Here is a 15625-nt window from a genome sequence, read left to right on the forward strand (position 1 = left end):
CTACTATAATTTCAGGAGCAACGATGTCAGATACAAAAACGCAAGGCGCAGGAACGGCGACGGTGGATTCTCCCGGTGAAAACACGGTGGAAGTTACATTTCTTCCCGAGGGCAAGACGGTCACCTTCGAGCATGGCAAACTGCCGTACAAAGATCATGGCAAGCCGGAGTCGCTACTCGATGTGGCGCTGAACAACGGGATCCATCTCGACCACGCTTGCGGCGGAAATTGTGCCTGCACCACGTGCCACATCTGGGTGAAGGAAGGCGCGGAGCTGATCTCCGCCATGGAAGACGACGAAGCCGACAAACTCGACATGGCGGCCGATCTGCAACTGAATTCGCGCCTCGGGTGTCAGGCGGTGATCAACAAGCCGGGCAAAGTCGTCGTAGAGATTCCCGCATGGAATCGCAACTACGTTTCGGAAACACATTAAGAAGCAGCAATGGCATCTGGCCGTTAGCACCTAGCTCGTCTCGCCGAGATCGGAATTCGAGTACGGCCCGTCAGTTTGCTGTCCTCAGGAGGCTCTCGTTCATGCCGAAGCAACTCGCGTGGGAAGATGCTGAAGACATCGGAATCTTGTTGTCGGAAGCGCATCCGGAAATCGATCCGCTCAGTGTCCGCTTTACCGACCTGCACAAATACGTCGTCGAACTTCCTGACTTCAAGGACGATCCCAAAAAGTCCAACGAAGGAAAGCTGGAGGCCATTCAGATGGCGTGGCATGCCGAGGTTCTAGATCGAACCCAAGGTTGAGATGACCACGGGCCATGCTCGACGCAGGCCGGCAGACATCTTGCATCGCATGTGCACCAATGTGTAGTACGTCTTATTTTTTCTTGTAACAATCTTTTTACTCTTCCATGACATCCTACCTAGTGAGGGAGCTTTAACCTTCATCATAGAGCGCTGTGGCACGAGGGTTAGTCGCGCTACCTTATTTGGGAGTTACCGGGGACGGCCAGTCCTGCTGGCTGTGGTGCTTCAGGATGAGGGCAGTGCGGACCACAGTCGCTGGTTGGAGTATCCTCCTGGAAGGCACGGCGTAGAAGCCGTGCCTACTTTTTTGTCGTATCGGTCCGCGTGTGTTCTTCCTTCTCGCGATAGTACTTCTGCAAGACGAAGAAGGCCTGCTTGCGCTGTCCCTTATCCGAGAGCAAGCCTTTGCGATTGAAGTAATCCTGAATTCCCGGCAAGGGCCTGCGCGGAGAACGAAAATCTACGAGCAGCCATGGTGACAGTCCAGCCAGGCCAGGAATCTTGTCGACCATCGTCAGCTGATGCACGAACAGGTTCGATTGATATTCCTCCGTCCATCGGGCTGCACTGTCGCCGTGTCGTCCTTGAGGCGCTTCGCCACCAAACTCGCTGACGATGAGCGGCTTGTCGAATTTACTGGACCATTGCTGCCGGTCGGCATCCTCAGGACGGCCGTAATACCAGCCGAAATATTCATTCAATCCCAGGACGTCCAGAAATTTGCCGGCGGGGTCGTTGAGCACACGCCGGTCGGGGCCATCATCGTCCACGTGGTTTAGTGCCGAGGTGATCAGGCGAGTGGAATCGAGTTCGCGTGCTTGATCAGCGAGGCGCCGTAGAAATTCGGTTCGTTCCGGCTTTACTGGAGTCTCGTTTGAGAGGGACCAGAATATGACGGAAGCGCGATTGTGATCCCGCGCAATGGACTCCCGCAGTTGCTGTTGCGCATTCGTTAGTGTGGCCGGATTCTTCCATGAGATGTCCCAGTAGACGGGGATCTCCGACCAGACGAGCAGTCCCATGCGGTCTGCCATCCGTATTTCATTTTCATTGTGTGGATAGTGCGCCAGGCGGACGAAGTTGCACCCCAGGTCTTTGGCCCATCCGAAAAGAGTCTGTGCGTCTTCTTCGCTATACGCGCGTCCGCCTCGAAGGGGTGCCTCTTCGTGTATCGAAATTCCGCGCAGAAATACGGGCTTGCCGTTCAGCAGGATCTGCGTCCCACGTGTCTCGATGGTGCGAAATCCGATGCGATCATGGACGGTTTCTCCGCCCGATGAGACGGCAACGTCGTACAACTTTGGATTCTCCGGAGACCACAGTTGCAGCGAAGCTGGAAAATGGAATTCGGCGCGGCCGGTGGCGTCCGCAGTTACTGCGTGCTTCCATCCTGCTTCGGGGATCTCCACTACCACCTGCTGACCGGCTCGCTGATCGCCATCAAGCTGAGCCCAACCAGCAATTTCATTGGCTGATCTCTTGGCGGACTGAATCCAGTAGTCGCGAACGAATATTTCTGGTGTTTCTACGAGCAACACGTCGCGCGTCATGCCGCCGTAGTTCCACCAGTCGGTGCGTAACGATGGAACTGCGTCGGGGCGGCGAGTATCGTCGGCCTCTACCACCAGAAAATTGTCGCCGTCCTTCAGGAGGCTCGTGATTTCGAAGTTGAAAGGAGTAAAACCGCCCTCGTGCTCGCCCAACTTCTGACCATTCAGATAGACGCGCGCCAGAGAATTGACTGCTCCGAAATAGACGAAGGCGCGCGTGTGGGCACGCTTCTTGTACGCAAATGACTTCTCGTACCAGACTGGACCTTCATAAAAGTGCAGTTTCTCTTTTTGTGTGTTCCAGTCGCCGGGCACATTGAGCGTCTCGGAGGAATCGAAGTCGTACTCGACGAGGTCGCTGCGGTCTTTGGGCTTTCGATTCTTGTAGTACTGCGCCTCGAGGCCTGACTCCAGGGGGTCGATGATGATGTGCCATGCCCCGTTCAGGCTGATATTCGTGCGCCCGGAAGGATTGTTGATCAGGGGCGCCGGCGTCGTTTGAGCTGAGGTTAATGTGACGAGGACGGCGACAAACAAGAAGTAGCGCATGGGTTTTGAAGCGTCAAGAATACACCCTTGCCTCGGCTTCCCACGCCGGGTCCCATGCTACAAACTTCCGGGTTTCACGTCCTATTTTGTTGCGAGAGGCGCCGGCTCTTCCACGCTGGCTTCGCGTAGAAATCGGGCGGCTTCTTCCGGCGGGGTTGGGTTGATGTAGAACCCTGTTCCCCATTCGAAGCCGGCAGTCTTGGTCAGCTTCGGCATGAACTCGATATGCCAGTGATAGTGCTCGTTATTGGGATCCTGCACCGGGGAAGAATGAATCACCAGGTTGTAAGGAGGGTTGTCGAGCACTCGATCCGCCTTCATGAGCAGCAACTTCAGTGCTTTCGCAAGATTCTCGAACATATGCGACGACGCGTTTTCGAACGCGGACTCATGCCGTTTCGGCAGGATCCAGGTTTCGAAAGGGAAGCGTGGCGCATAAGGAGCAACGGTTAGAAAGTCTTCGTTTTCCGCGACCACGCGAATGCCGTTATCGATTTCCTGGCGGATGATGTCGCAGAACACGCAGCGCTCTTTGTAAATGTAGTATTGCTTGGCTCCCTGAATTTCTTCCACGACGTAAATCGGCAGAATCGGCAACGCAATCAGCTGGGAATGAGAGTGCTCGAGTGAAGCGCCCGCGGCTTCTCCATGATTCTTGAAGATCAGGATGTACTTGAAGCGCCGGTCTTTCTTCAGATCGAGGATGCGATCGCGAAAAGCCCAGAGCACATCTTCGATCCGCCGCGCGGGAAGGGTGGCCAGGGTCGCGTTGTGATCGGGCGTTTCGATGATTACCTCGTGCGCGCCGATGCCATTCATCTTGTCGAACATGCCTTCGGCTTGTTTGTTGAGGTCGCCTTCGATGCCGAGTGCCGGAAATTTGTTGGGCACAACGCGTACGGTCCAGCCGGGGCTGTCTTTCATGGACGCCGAGCCGTTCGGGCTGGGGCGGTACGCCAGAATCTCAGGCGGAGTCTTGCTCTCGTTGCCATAGTCGAACGGACAAAAGCTGCCAGCCTTGTTCTTGAGCGGTTCACGGGCAAAGTCGGTGGGGCGCTTGGCGCGATCCGTGGAGATAATCACCCATCGTCCTACGATGGGGTCTTTTCTTAATTCAGGCACGTACTAAATCCTTTCAGTAGGGCCTTTCCGAAGTTTCGAAGTTCGCAGTCAGCGATTGTACGACACGGAAGGGGAAAAGGCATTTTGAAACAGTTCGAACGACACTTCCCGGCCCGCTTCGTAGTATATCGCCAGCACGTCAAAGCGCCACTGGCACGAGGGTGGCATAGCGCGCAGGAAATCACGCGCCACCATTCGCAACTCTTTTTGCTTATCGTGGTCCACGGCAGCCTCGGCGGGCTTCACGTCGCGGGTCGTTCGAGTCTTCACTTCAATGAAGCAGAGCACGTCCTTGTCCCATCCAACCAGATCGAGTTCGCCACGATGATGCGGAGAGCGAAAATTCCGGGAGATGATTACGTAGCCCTTTCGGCGGAGGTAGAAATACGCCTCTTCTTCACCACGGCGGCCGGTACGCTGGTGCGCAGGCATGTCCTCGGGGGGGAGCGTATGCGCTGCCAGCCAGTCCAACGCTCGAAGAGTGACCTGGGTGATGCGCCCGGCGAACATAAGAGTTCTCACTATAGGCGTGGCGCGATCACGCGGTTGTGACAGCGGTCACGCTGCAGTTGGTATATTCTCCTCGATTTCGTGATGCACTATTTTTCCCTTGGTGTTGACGAGGACCACTCCCGCGAGTGCGATTGCGCCGCCGGCCAGCGAAATCCAGCGTGGCACTTCGCCCAGCCACACCCACGCGATCCCGATCGCCATCACTGGAATCAGGTAAAGCAATGTTGCGGTGCGTCCCGCAGTGCCGTGTGACATGACATAGGCCCACGCGACGTACGCCAAAGCCCCGGGAAAAATTCCAAGATAGATCACCGACAACGTTGCTGCAGCCGGCGCTACTCGAAGGGAATGGAAGAAGCCACGGCCGAATGGCAGCATCAGGAGTGTCCCAAACCAGATCGAGTAAGCGGTAAATTCCAGCGCACTGTATCGGCCCAGATAATGCTTCTGCATGATCATGTAGACGGACGAGGTCAGCGCCGCAGCAAGAATCACCAACGCCTGGGGAGACAAGCGGATGCCTTCGCCCTCTCCGCTGGCAATGAGCGCGACTCCTGCGAAGCTCAGCAACACGCCGCACCATCCCAGGGACGTAAGTTTTTCGTGCAGCATGAAGCGCGCAAACAGCGCAGTCCAGATGGGGACCGACGCAATCAGCAAGCTGGCGGCGCCGGCCGTGACGCGCGTCTCCCCGTAGTTCAGCGCGATGTTGTAGAACGTAATGCCGATTGCTCCGGTGAGAACCAACCCTGGGATGTCGCGTAGCTTCGGACGGCGAAAATGCGCGATGCCGGCGTAGATCGCAAGCACGAGAGAAGCCACGAGAAAGCGCAGGATCGCGAGATGTCCCGGCGAGTACGCGCGGAGACCAGCGCGAATCCCTGCGAAGGCCGACGCCCACAAGGTCAGGGCGACAGCGAGTGCGATGAGGGTACGACTTGTAAAACGCGGCATAGGGAAATCCTCAAAATCGATGAAACTGGGTTTAGCTATTGGATGAGGCGGAGGAACAGAGGTTACGGCTTACCAGCTATCTCCGCCTCGAAGAGGAGGCCATTGGTTGCACTGTCGCCGGAGCATGGCGACCTGGCCGACGTGATAACTGTTGTGTGCCACAATCTGTTTCAGGATTGCGGCCGTTGTTGATGGCGGCGAGTCAGGTTTATCTGGAAGCACTTCCTGCGCAAGCGATGCATCATCCGTTTCAGCCAGCGACGCTAGCCTTCCGAGCAAGTTGCCGAAACGCTCGCGTACCGCTTGCCACTGCAATTCGCCGGCAGGATCAGGATGGGTGGGCCAGCTTTCAATCGCATGATCGGGATAAGACAGGCGCTCTCCGGCGATTCTGCGGAACTCGTATTCCATCCAGTAATTCATGTGCTCGACGATCTGCCAGATCGAGTGGGGATACCCCGCCACGGTCCGTGTTGCAAGATCGGCGCCGATGTCTTCGACGCACGCCATGGGATCCACATGAGCGCCTCTGCCGTATACGAGTTCGCGCATTGTGGTGTCGCCCATGGTCAATTCCGTTCTTAACTTCGGTTCCATTGCTGCTGTGTTCCGGTTGCTGAACTGGTTTTGGGTGGCGCAGCGGTTTACCGCTGTGGTTCAAAAGATCCCAATTGACGGCTTCAGCCGCTGGGGAATGCAGCTCATCTGTCGCGGCAAGCCGCGCTTCTACGGCGAAGGCGTTACTGCGTCGCCGACGCTGATCGCCCCTTGCGTCAATATTTGCGCGCGCAATCCGCCGCGATGGCGCAGCCCTTTGATCACTTGCTTGCCGGTTACCCGTTGCAGATGGTCGCAGGGTTCGCACAGACGAATGCCGCGGATGCGAATGTTGCCGATGACAAACTCTTTTCCCACCAGATGATTCAACGGCACATCGCGCGTGACAATATTGCGGCGAGCCTCGCCTGCTGAAAGTTCGACGTTGTATTCGCGACGCAGCGCTTCCAGCGCCTCCGCCTCGATCAACGTCAGTTCGAAATCCGGTTCGGGTTTGAAGAACGTGCCTTGCTTAAGGGCATACCGATCGCCTTCGAGTCCGACACGCGGAATCAGAACTGCATGATCCAGAGCCTGTACCGGCCCTTTGGGAGCGGAGGCGATGTGGATCGATTCCACTCTTCCGTTCCACATCGCACACCTCCGATTGGCTAGCCGATGGTTTACGAAAGGCTAGCCGGGCTGCTTACGCGTTTTTCTCGACGATGGAGATCGACTCTTCCAGAGCGTCGATGGCTACATCGGCCTCTTCCTTGGTGACGACCAGCGGCGGCGAAATACGAACCGTGCTCGGGCCACAACCCAGGAACAGAATCCCGCGATCGAAAGCGAGTTCCACGATGCGGTCACGCTGCTCGGGAGCGTACTCGCGCGTCTTCTGATCTTTTACGATTTCGACGCCGACCATCAGGCCGCGTCCGCGAACGTCGCCGACGATCCTGTGCTTCTTCGGCCAGTCCGCCATCCGGGCGCGCATGTAGTCGCCCACTTCCTGCGAGTTCTTGAGCAGGCCTTCCTTCTCGATCACGTCGAGCGTGGCGAGAGCAGCGGCGATACAAACCGGGTTGCCGCCGAACGTCGACGCGTGCGAGCCGGGAATCCAGTCCATCACTTCTTCCTTGCTGATGACCACGCCCAGCGGCATGCCGGATGCAATACCCTTGGCGCTGCAGACGATGTCAGGATGCACTCCGGTGTGCTCGACGGCCCACCACTTGCCGGTGCGTCCCATGCCGGACTGTACTTCGTCGACGACGAGCAGGATGCCGTGCTTGTCGCAGATGCGGCGCAGTTCCTGCATGAAGATGGTCGGCGCGACGACATACCCGCCTTCGCCTTGAACCGGCTCGACGAAAATTGCCGCGACTTCTTCGGGAGCGACGGTGGTCTTGAACAGTTTGTCTTCGATGAAGCGAGCGCAGCCGAGGGCAAACTTCTCAGCGTCCTGCGGTCCGCCTGCGCAGCCGCGATACACATCGGGATAACGCACGTGCGTCACGCCCGGAACCAGCGGCGCGAAACGGCGCTTCTGCTGCGGCTTCGATGCCGTAAGCGAGAGCGCGCCCATGGTGCGTCCGTGGAATGCGCCGAAGAACGCGATCACCTGCTGGCGCTTGGTGTGATAGCGAGCCAGTTTCAGAGCGCACTCGACGGCTTCCGCTCCGGAATTGCCGTAATAAACCCGGTGCGGGCCGGGCATGGGAGCGATCTTTGAAAGGCGATTGGCGAGCGTCACCATGCTCTCGTAGTAGAAGTCGGTGCCCGACATGTGAATCAGCTCGCCGGCCTGCTTCTGAATCGCCGCCACCACTTCCGGATGGCAATGGCCGGTTGAAGTCACGGCAATGCCTGCGGAGAAGTCGAAGAACTCGTTGCCGTCCACGTCTTCAATCACGATGCCGCGGCCGCGCTTGGCGACCAGCGGATACGAACGCGTGTAAGACGGCGAAATAATCTTGTCATCGCCCGCCACGATGCGAGCAGCGTTGGGGCCCGGAATCTTTGTCATCAGCTTGGGGCCGGCAGTCAGAGTCTTGGTGGTCATGGGATCCTCCGGATCTAGTTCTCGGTTCTTGGTTCTCAGTGGTCGGGAGTCGCAAGCGAAGATCGTTCGATCGAATCGTTTGGACTTGGCAAGCTAGAGGCGAGTGGCTAGGAGCGAATAGCTGAATGCCACTGGCGTTGGCGAAGGATGCGACGAACTAGTCGCTGCCGAAGAGGCCGGCGCGAACATTCGAGGGTAGAACGCAGAGATACCGGCGAGGACAAGCGCGTCCTTCGATCCAGCACATCCGCGAGATGGAGCCGTTCGTACGCATGATTACTGGCTTAATTATAGCTTGGATTCTACGGTAGCGGAACCCCCAACCAGGTTACTGAGAGATCAACTTTAGATTACCTGTATTTCTTGGAGGTGGGCTTCGCCGCGTATCTGGACTACACTATCCGACTAACTGGGGCGATGCCGGTATTCCACCGGGCCAAAACAAGGTCTTTATTCTTTTTGAGAACGGTATGCCCCAATGCTCGAGTTCGTTCCCTACACCGAAGAATGGACCGGCAGCGTGCGCGAGTTCAACGCGCGCATGCTCGCAGGTGGGCTGGAAGAGGAACTCCGGTTTCCGGAGCCCTGCCCGGCAATGCCGGCTGCCGGCGCTGAGGACGCGTTTTCCCGCGAACACGTACTGGCGGTCGACGGTTGCGATGTTCGGGGTGCCTATTTCCTAACCTACGAGACCTGGGCCGCCAACCGCCAACCTCATCGCGTCGCCAATTTCCGTTTACCGCTCTCCGAGGGCTTTATTGACGCCAGGCACAAGGGCACCGGCCGCGCACTGTTGTCCCATGCCCTGCAAAAATGCTCGATGTTGTACTGCCTGGGGTTGGGCGACAAGACCCGTCCCCTTCCGCGCTTGCTCGCCGGACAAAATTGGATGATTGCGGAAACGCCGTTCTACTTCCGTTGCATCCACCCGCGGGAAGTGCTGCGCAATCTGACCTGGTTGCGCACGAGCCCCATCCGCCGCTTGCTGATGGACGTTGCCGCAGGCACCGGCGGTTGGCAGGCCATCGCGGCTCTCCAGCACCTTCGGACGCGGGCACCGGCATGCGAAACCGGCGCCACTGTGGCTGCCGATTTTGGGGATTGGGCCGACGAGCTTTGGGATCGAGCCTGCACCGCCTACTCTTTGCTCGCGGATCGAAGCCGCGATTCTCTTCGCGCCCGCTATCCCACCAGCGACGCTCGTTTCCAGCGTCTGGTTGTGCGTACCAGTGCCGGGGTCTCCGGCTGGGCCGTCCTGCTGGCCACCACCATGCGTGACCACCGGCACTTCGGAAATCTCAAGGTGGGCACCATCGTGGATTGCCTGGCGGTTCCGGGACAGGAACACAGCGTGATTTGCGCTGCAACGGGTTTTCTTGAAGGACTTGATGTGGACTTGATCGTCAGCAACCAGTCTCATCGCAGCTGGCGCGCGGCGTTCGATCATGCTGGATTTCTTTCCGGGCCCACCAACCGGTTCTTTACTCCGTCACCCGATCTGGCGGGCCTGCTGGCGCCCTTCGACCAGAAGTTCCCGCTGACTCACCTTACTCGCGGTGACGGGGCGGGGCCGATCCACCTGTGACGGAGACATGCCCGCCGAGAATCTCTTCAAAACAAGCCGCCACTTTCTCCCACGAAAACTTTTCGCGTACCAGGCGAAGACCCGCTTCAGCCTGGCGGGCCCGCAATTCCGGATGCGCCAGCAACTCCACACAGGCGCCGGCGAACGCCTCCGGAGTGTCTGCGAGTCGGATGTCTTCAAGAGAAGTGACTGCCAATCCCTCGGCGCCGATCGTGGTTGAGACGACGGCAATCTCCGCTGCCATCGATTCGTAGACTTTCAGCCGCGTACCGCTTCCGATGCGGAGCGGCACAATGGAAACATCGGCATTCCACAGATACGGCCGTATATCTTCCACGGTGCCCGTGACCTGAACAAGGGGCTCGGCTGCGAGCGCGCGAATCGCCGCTGCTGGACGCCTTCCTGCAATCGTCAATGTGCACTGCGGGAAGCGGCGACGGATTAAGGGCAATACTTCGCGCACGAACCACACCATGCCGTCGATGTTCGGCATCCAGTCCATGGAACCGGCGAAGACCAATTTAGTGCTGGTGCTGTCGACGGGCGGGCCGCTGCGGGAGAAATACTCCACGTCGACTCCGGTGGGAATACTCGATACGTGGGAGATCCCGCTTAACTCGCGGAGCAGTTCGGCATCCGCCTCGGAAACGGTGATCACGTGAGTGGCTCGCCGGCAGGCGGCACGCTCGAATGCAAGCAGGCGCTTTGCCTGGCTGCGAAAGAAAGCGCGCCGAACCGGATCCGAGGCGCTCTCCGCATAGCGGCGCCAGATGACGGTCTCCACGTTGTGCTCGAACAGGACGAAGGGTTGGGTGGATGGCAGATTGACGACCGGCGTCAGAAAATCGCAAACGACGACGTCAAAATGTTCGACGGACAATACCTGTTCGATCAACTGCCGCGCCGCCGCCGACCGCTTCCGCGCTACCATCACCGGTAAATGCGAGAACAGCGCACCCGCGGTTTGGATCCAGAACCGCGCCGAAGCTCGCGGCGCGAGAACAAAGGGTACGGGCCACGCCTTGAAGCAATATTCAGAACTGCGGGCCAAAGCTTCGGGCGATCCATCATGCAAGGCGAGGTAGTGAATCTCGTGCCGTGTCCGCAAGCGCCGCAGCATTTCCAACGTGCGTATCTGGCCGCCCCGGGTGGTGGGATGCAGGGACCCTGAACTGTGCCAGAGGATCTTCACCGCGCCAGTGTAACGCCTCCGTCGGGAGCGCCACTTTCTTCCCTCTGAAACACGAGGCGGTCGCTAAGCAGAAAATTCACCAGCGCGCAGACTCCGATCGCCAGAACGTTGGAGGCCATGGCATTGAATTTGAGCTGCCCGACTAGCCAGCGCATCAGTAGCAGGTTGCCGATGATCGAAACCGCTCCGTTCGTAGCATTGAAACGGGCCAGCCGGGCGAGCGAGTGCGTCCATCGCAGCGCCGGACGGTCTGTCCAGGTAAAGCGCTCGTGCCATAGGAAATTGTGTAGGACCGCGGTTTCAACCGCCATGGCTGTAGCCATCAGGTAGTCCAGATGCAGAAGAGACCGGTAGATGGTCAGCGCCAGAAGTTGCACGGCGATCCCGATTCCGCCTACGAGATTGAATTTCAGCCAGCGGGATAGAGCCTGCCGGGCCTTGCCCGGCTTGGATGGGTCAGAGACCCGTCCCCACATGTTTGCTTTTTTGAGCCCCATCAGCGGACTCATCCAATTCTCTCTTCCCGATAGAGTCGGACAGTGTTCTTGATCGTGACAACGATCAACATGGCCGCCATCCCCACCAGGCCGATCGCGCCGGACACGTCGAACAGCCGATAGTGTCCGCGAACCACCCACGCCCACCGGAACAGCGCGAGGTTGCCGACAGCGAGCAGGATGCGCAATTCCGTCGGACCAAAATGCCAGAACGAAAGATGAAATTCACCGAGCGTGTAGGTGGCGAGGTAGGACTGGATCGAGAGCAGCAGAAACGCAACCAGCAATCCGGTGGCGATGCCGGGATGCATGTATCCCGAAAGAGCGAGCCCGCCCATCATCGCGACCGAGCCGATCGAGTCGATGACGTGATCCACATAGAAGCCATAGCGCGGACGCTGCTGCTGGCGAACGCGGGCGAGCGTGCCATCCAGACTGTCCCCGAACCAGTTCACCGCGAGGCAGACGATAGCCGCGAGCAACATCCGTCGGTCCCGGGCGGCCAAGGCGTAGCAGACGCCGGTTGCGATCTGCGCCGCGAATCCCAGCAGTGTCAGTTGGTCAGAACTGACCCAGGCCGGCATGTGTTCCGCGATCCATATCAGCGCGCGTTTTTCGGCCGTCGCCAGGAAACTGCCATGAACCCGTGTGGCCTGCTTGAATCCAGCGCGGCGTGCTTCGGCGAGTGTCCGGGGATTGGCTTGTTCCGCAAAATCGGTGAGAGATGTTGCCATGAGTGCCTCCGAGATGGAGGCAGAATGAGGCTCGGGCAGCGGGATGACAATGCACAGAGGGTAAAACGGATGTCAAGCGCTATCTGCTGTTTTATGAATGAATTACAGTGGGATATCGACTCGCCGAAAGAGGCTATTTAGGCCCGGATTTCTTATTCCGGATTTCTCAGTTAAGAACTGTCATCCCGAGCGAAGCGAGGGATCTGCAGTTCGCGGCAGATACAGATCCCTCGCTTCGCTCGGGATGACAGAATCTAAGGAAGGTTCACAGATGGTCGGCGTTCGACATGAGACCTAAATGGCCTCCCCGATCGCCGCCCGCAGTTGATCTACCGCCCACCCAATCTGCTCGGCTGCAATCACGGCCGGGGGCGCAATCAACAGGTGGTCGCCGGAGATTCCGTCGATGCATCCCTGCATCGGATACACCAGCAGTCCGCGCTTGCGGCAGCCTTGGCCAACGAGTCCTGCGAAATTTTTCTCCGCCGAAAACGGTTGCTTAGTTTTTTTGTCGCGGACGATTTCCACGGCCCACAACAAGCCTAGGCCTCGGACGTCACCAACGGCGTCGAGATCGCCCAGACTTTCTAGTGCAGCTTTGAGTGTCGAAGCTATGGTGCCTTCAAGACTCGAATCCGCCGCACGCACCAGATTCAGCGTTTTCATCCGGTGCAGCACCGCCCGCCCCACCGCCACCGATACCGGATGCGCGTTGTAAGTAAAGCCGTGCAGGAAGGCACCGGCGCCGGGTCCATCGGCAATCGCATCGACAACTTTTTTGCTGGCGATGACTGCGCCGAGCGGCGCGTATCCCGAAGAAACGCCTTTCGCGGCGACGATGATGTCCGGCGCAACCTGCCAGTGCTCGACCGCAAAGTTGCGCCCCGTGCGGCCCATGCCGGTCATCACTTCGTCGGCAATCAGCAGGACGCCGTGACGTTGGCAAATTTCCGCGACACTCTGCAGGTATCCGGGCGGCGGAGTGACGGCTCCGAGTGTCGCTCCGCTCATGGGCTCGAAAATAAAAGCGGCGGCCTGGCCGTCCGCGGCGACGATCGCGTTTTCAAGTTCAGCGGCGTATTGCTGGCCGCAATTGCGGCAACCGTCCGCGCAGTCGAAGTCGCAGCGATAGCAGTAAGGAATCCCGATGTGGGCGAACTCACGCACCATCGGCAGATACATCTCTCGCCGTTTCTTGTTACCGGAAACCGCGAGCGCTCCCAGCGTCGATCCGTGATAGCTCTGATTGCGGCTCAGGACCTGATAGCGTCTTGTCTGGCCGATTTCCACCTGATATTGCCGCGCGAGCTTCAACGCGGTCTCGATCGATTCCGATCCGCCACAGGTGAAGTACACCGCGCCGCCGCGGAAGTGCGGGCCGGCAAACTCCAGCATCTCGGCAGCAAATTCCTCTGCCACCGGTGTCGTGAACTGGCTGGTGTGGACAAACTCAAGCTGGCGCGCCTGCTCCAGCATCGCATCGCCGATCTCGCGGACGCCGTGTCCGATGAAATTTACGGCGGCCGATCCAGAAAAATCGAGATAGCGATGCTCGTCGGCGTCCCAAACGTAGACGCCTTCGCCGCGTACCGCCGCCGGATACGGCTTGCGAAAGGAGCGACGCAGAACGGGAGTACGGAAATTCTGATCAGGTCGAGTCACGCAAGGAATTATCGAATCGGGAAGACCCGATGTCAAAATTGCATTCCTCCGTGACCTCCGTGCCCCCCGTGGTAGAGATCAAGAGCTTGAACCACAGAGGACACGGAGGTCACGGAGGAATGCCACACTTGTCATTTCCGATTCGCCACCACCGATAGCCCCCCAGGTCTCGCTCGGATGCGTTACCCTGCGATAGATGTGGATTCCGCGAATCTTCCGGCCGTCGCACCAGCACAGCGCGTTTTCCGCGACCCTGCTCCTGATGACGACGATCACGTTGTCGCGCGTGATCGGCTACATCCGCGAAGCGTACATCGCCTATGCCTTCGGCGCGGGCCAGCAAACAGACGCTTACGTAGCCGCATTCACTCTGCCGGACTGGCTCAACTACATCGTTGCTGGCGGCACAGCGTCCATAACATTTATCTCCATCTACACACGCTTCCTCGCCGAGAAGCGCGAGCAGGACGCGCAAAAGACTTTCTCGATCATCATCACGGTAATGACCACCATGCTGATCATCGGCACGATCATCGCAGAGATTTTTACGCCCCAGTTCTGCGGCTGGATGTTCCACAAATTCAATGCCGAGCAAATGCAACTCTGCATTCACTTGACCCGCATCCTGCTGCCGGCACAGATCTTCTTTTATGTTGGTGGAGTCGTTTCCGCGGTTCTGCTCTCGCACCGGCTGTTTCTGTTCCCCGCGTTCGGGCCGCTGCTCTATAACGTTGCGATTATTGCTGGAGGAGTTGTTGCCGGGCACCAGTTCGGAATTGCTTCGCTGGCCTATGGTGCGGTGATCGGTAGTATCGTGGGACCGTTCCTGATCAACGCAATTGGAGCAGCGAAAATCGGCACGGGATATCGTCCCAGCTTTGACATCAAGAACCCGTCGTTCCGGGAGTGGGTGCGCCTGTCGATTCCGCTCATGCTCGGCGTTTCACTGGTCACGGCGGACGACTGGATTCTGCGCTACTTTGCTTCCGGCGGTATCGGCGACATTGCGCGACTGAATTATGCGAAGCGCCTGTTCGCGGTGCCCATTGCGATCCTCGGACAGGCGGCCGGGCAGGCCTCGCTACCTTTTTTTTCCCGTCTGTTTGGCGACAAGAAATTCGATGAATTCGCCGAGACTGTCAACGCTTCGGTCTATCGCATCACAGCGGCTTCGTTGCTCATCACAGGCTTGATGATGTCGGTCGCCGTGCCGGTGATCGATCTTGTCTATCGCCGCGGCCGATTTACTTTCGGAGACTCCGAATCCACCGCAATCTACTTTTTCTGGTTCTCGCTTTCGCTCGCGTTGTGGTCCGCGCAGGCACTCTACGCTCGCGCGTTCTATGCTTCCGGCAACACGCTGACTCCGATGGTGGCGACCACGTTGATCACTCTCGCCTCGTTGCCGGTGTATTCAGTTTTGTTTCGGACGCTCTCCGTAACCGGCCTCGCGATTGCGTCCGATATTGGAATCGCAGCGAACGCCCTGGCGATTGCCCTGTTACTGCATCTGCGTGGGATGGTATCGCTCGGGGGAATGAACTGGAAGGAACTAGGCAAGGCGGCGCTGATTGGAATCGCGTCCGGTGGGCTGAGCTATGAGGTGACGCGCATCATTGCACTCGATGGCAGCCGCCGAGCCGATTTGCTCGCCCTCGTGCTCGGCACGTTAACCTGGGCCGGGGCCGTGGCCGCAGGGTTATGGCTTTTGCGCTCGCAACTTCCAGCCGCCCTGCGTAGAAAAAGCTGAAGATCCAGAAGTCCTCTGTGACCTCCGTGTCCTCCGTGGTTCAAGCTTTTGTGTCCCAACCACAGAGGTCACGGAGGTCACAGAGGAATGCATTTTGCAAAAAGAAAAAGGCATCTCCCAACCGGGGGATGCCTTTGATAACCAGTCGACTT

15 protein-coding genes are annotated in these 15625 nt (G+C 58.4%); 4 read left to right on the top strand and 11 right to left on the bottom strand.

Annotated elements, in window-relative coordinates; all coding sequences use genetic code 11:
- The first annotated feature begins 23 nt into the window (after nucleotides 1–23).
- Both HY010_15560 and iscX read left to right on the top strand, forming a co-directional pair.
- Complete coding sequence (locus HY010_15560; GenBank protein ID MBI3477149.1) at nucleotides 24–437, top strand: 2Fe-2S iron-sulfur cluster binding domain-containing protein; 414 nt, start codon at nucleotides 24–26, stop codon at nucleotides 435–437.
- Between the two features lie 101 nt (nucleotides 438–538).
- Nucleotides 539–760, top strand: a complete 222-nt coding sequence (gene iscX / locus HY010_15565; GenBank protein MBI3477150.1) for a Fe-S cluster assembly protein IscX — start codon at nucleotides 539–541, stop codon at nucleotides 758–760.
- A 302-nt stretch (nucleotides 761–1062) separates the two neighbouring features.
- Here the strand turns inward: iscX and HY010_15570 are convergent, their stop codons facing one another.
- The 7 genes from HY010_15570 to HY010_15600 form a co-directional block, all read right to left on the bottom strand.
- Nucleotides 1063–2862, bottom strand: a complete 1800-nt coding sequence (locus HY010_15570; GenBank protein ID MBI3477151.1) for a beta-glucuronidase — start codon at nucleotides 2860–2862, stop codon at nucleotides 1063–1065.
- Nucleotides 2863–2943: 81 nt separating this feature from the next.
- Nucleotides 2944–3984 (bottom strand): galactose-1-phosphate uridylyltransferase, encoded by a 1041-nt coding sequence (gene galT / locus HY010_15575; GenBank protein MBI3477152.1) that lies wholly within the window; start codon nucleotides 3982–3984, stop codon nucleotides 2944–2946.
- A 48-nt stretch (nucleotides 3985–4032) separates the two neighbouring features.
- Nucleotides 4033–4494, bottom strand: a complete 462-nt coding sequence (locus HY010_15580; protein ID MBI3477153.1) for a YraN family protein — start codon at nucleotides 4492–4494, stop codon at nucleotides 4033–4035.
- Nucleotides 4495–4542: 48 nt separating this feature from the next.
- Complete coding sequence (locus tag HY010_15585; GenBank protein ID MBI3477154.1) at nucleotides 4543–5451, bottom strand: DMT family transporter; 909 nt, start codon at nucleotides 5449–5451, stop codon at nucleotides 4543–4545.
- A 69-nt stretch (nucleotides 5452–5520) separates the two neighbouring features.
- Nucleotides 5521–6018, bottom strand: a complete 498-nt coding sequence (locus tag HY010_15590) for a DinB family protein (GenBank protein ID MBI3477155.1) — start codon at nucleotides 6016–6018, stop codon at nucleotides 5521–5523.
- Nucleotides 6019–6177: 159 nt separating this feature from the next.
- A complete protein-coding gene (locus tag HY010_15595; protein ID MBI3477156.1) occupies nucleotides 6178–6642 on the bottom strand; it encodes an MOSC domain-containing protein in 465 nt (154 codons plus the stop codon).
- Nucleotides 6643–6694: 52 nt separating this feature from the next.
- Entirely contained in the window at nucleotides 6695–8053 is a 1359-nt protein-coding gene (locus tag HY010_15600) for an acetyl ornithine aminotransferase family protein (protein MBI3477157.1), read from the bottom strand.
- A 478-nt stretch (nucleotides 8054–8531) separates the two neighbouring features.
- Here HY010_15600 and HY010_15605 point away from each other — a divergent pair, with 478 nt between their 5' ends.
- Nucleotides 8532–9638 carry a hypothetical protein gene (locus tag HY010_15605; protein ID MBI3477158.1) on the top strand — a complete coding sequence of 369 codons (1107 nt, stop codon included), beginning with the start codon at nucleotides 8532–8534 and terminating at the stop codon, nucleotides 9636–9638.
- Here the strand turns inward: HY010_15605 and HY010_15610 are convergent.
- From HY010_15610 to HY010_15625, 4 genes are all read right to left on the bottom strand, one after another.
- Nucleotides 9601–10830 (bottom strand): glycosyltransferase, encoded by a 1230-nt coding sequence (locus tag HY010_15610; protein ID MBI3477159.1) that lies wholly within the window; start codon nucleotides 10828–10830, stop codon nucleotides 9601–9603. The genes HY010_15605 and HY010_15610 overlap by 38 nt on opposite strands.
- Entirely contained in the window at nucleotides 10827–11339 is a 513-nt protein-coding gene (locus tag HY010_15615) for a GtrA family protein (protein MBI3477160.1), read from the bottom strand. The genes HY010_15610 and HY010_15615 overlap by 4 nt, the downstream gene beginning before the upstream one ends.
- Complete coding sequence (locus HY010_15620) at nucleotides 11336–12061, bottom strand: CDP-alcohol phosphatidyltransferase family protein (protein ID MBI3477161.1); 726 nt, start codon at nucleotides 12059–12061, stop codon at nucleotides 11336–11338. Before HY010_15620 ends, HY010_15615 begins: the two co-directional genes overlap by 4 nt.
- A 294-nt stretch (nucleotides 12062–12355) precedes the next feature.
- Entirely contained in the window at nucleotides 12356–13723 is a 1368-nt protein-coding gene (locus tag HY010_15625; protein MBI3477162.1) for an aminotransferase class III-fold pyridoxal phosphate-dependent enzyme, read from the bottom strand.
- A gap of 196 nt (nucleotides 13724–13919) precedes the next feature.
- Between HY010_15625 and murJ the strand changes: the two genes are divergently transcribed.
- On the top strand, nucleotides 13920–15473 hold the full coding sequence (murJ, locus tag HY010_15630) for a murein biosynthesis integral membrane protein MurJ (GenBank protein MBI3477163.1): 1554 nt from the start codon (nucleotides 13920–13922) through the stop codon (nucleotides 15471–15473).
- The last annotated feature ends 152 nt before the right edge of the window (nucleotides 15474–15625 follow it).

Source organism: Acidobacteriota bacterium, assembly GCA_016196065.1.
Classification (GTDB): Bacteria; Acidobacteriota; Terriglobia; order Terriglobales; family Acidobacteriaceae; genus Acidiflorens.

Coding starts and splice junctions, on each gene's coding strand:
- HY010_15560 (MBI3477149.1), top strand. CDS start 24: ATGTCAGATACAAAAACGCAAGGCGCAGGAACGGCGACGGTGGATTCT.
- iscX (MBI3477150.1), top strand. CDS start 539: ATGCCGAAGCAACTCGCGTGGGAAGATGCTGAAGACATCGGAATCTTG.
- HY010_15570 (MBI3477151.1), bottom strand. CDS start 2,862: ATGCGCTACTTCTTGTTTGTCGCCGTCCTCGTCACATTAACCTCAGCT.
- HY010_15580 (MBI3477153.1), bottom strand. CDS start 4,494: ATGTTCGCCGGGCGCATCACCCAGGTCACTCTTCGAGCGTTGGACTGG.
- HY010_15585 (MBI3477154.1), bottom strand. CDS start 5,451: ATGCCGCGTTTTACAAGTCGTACCCTCATCGCACTCGCTGTCGCCCTG.
- HY010_15590 (MBI3477155.1), bottom strand. CDS start 6,018: ATGGGCGACACCACAATGCGCGAACTCGTATACGGCAGAGGCGCTCAT.
- HY010_15595 (MBI3477156.1), bottom strand. CDS start 6,642: ATGTGGAACGGAAGAGTGGAATCGATCCACATCGCCTCCGCTCCCAAA.
- HY010_15600 (MBI3477157.1), bottom strand. CDS start 8,053: ATGACCACCAAGACTCTGACTGCCGGCCCCAAGCTGATGACAAAGATT.
- HY010_15605 (MBI3477158.1), top strand. CDS start 8,532: ATGCTCGAGTTCGTTCCCTACACCGAAGAATGGACCGGCAGCGTGCGC.
- HY010_15615 (MBI3477160.1), bottom strand. CDS start 11,339: ATGAGTCCGCTGATGGGGCTCAAAAAAGCAAACATGTGGGGACGGGTC.
- HY010_15620 (MBI3477161.1), bottom strand. CDS start 12,061: ATGGCAACATCTCTCACCGATTTTGCGGAACAAGCCAATCCCCGGACA.
- murJ (MBI3477163.1), top strand. CDS start 13,920: ATGTGGATTCCGCGAATCTTCCGGCCGTCGCACCAGCACAGCGCGTTT.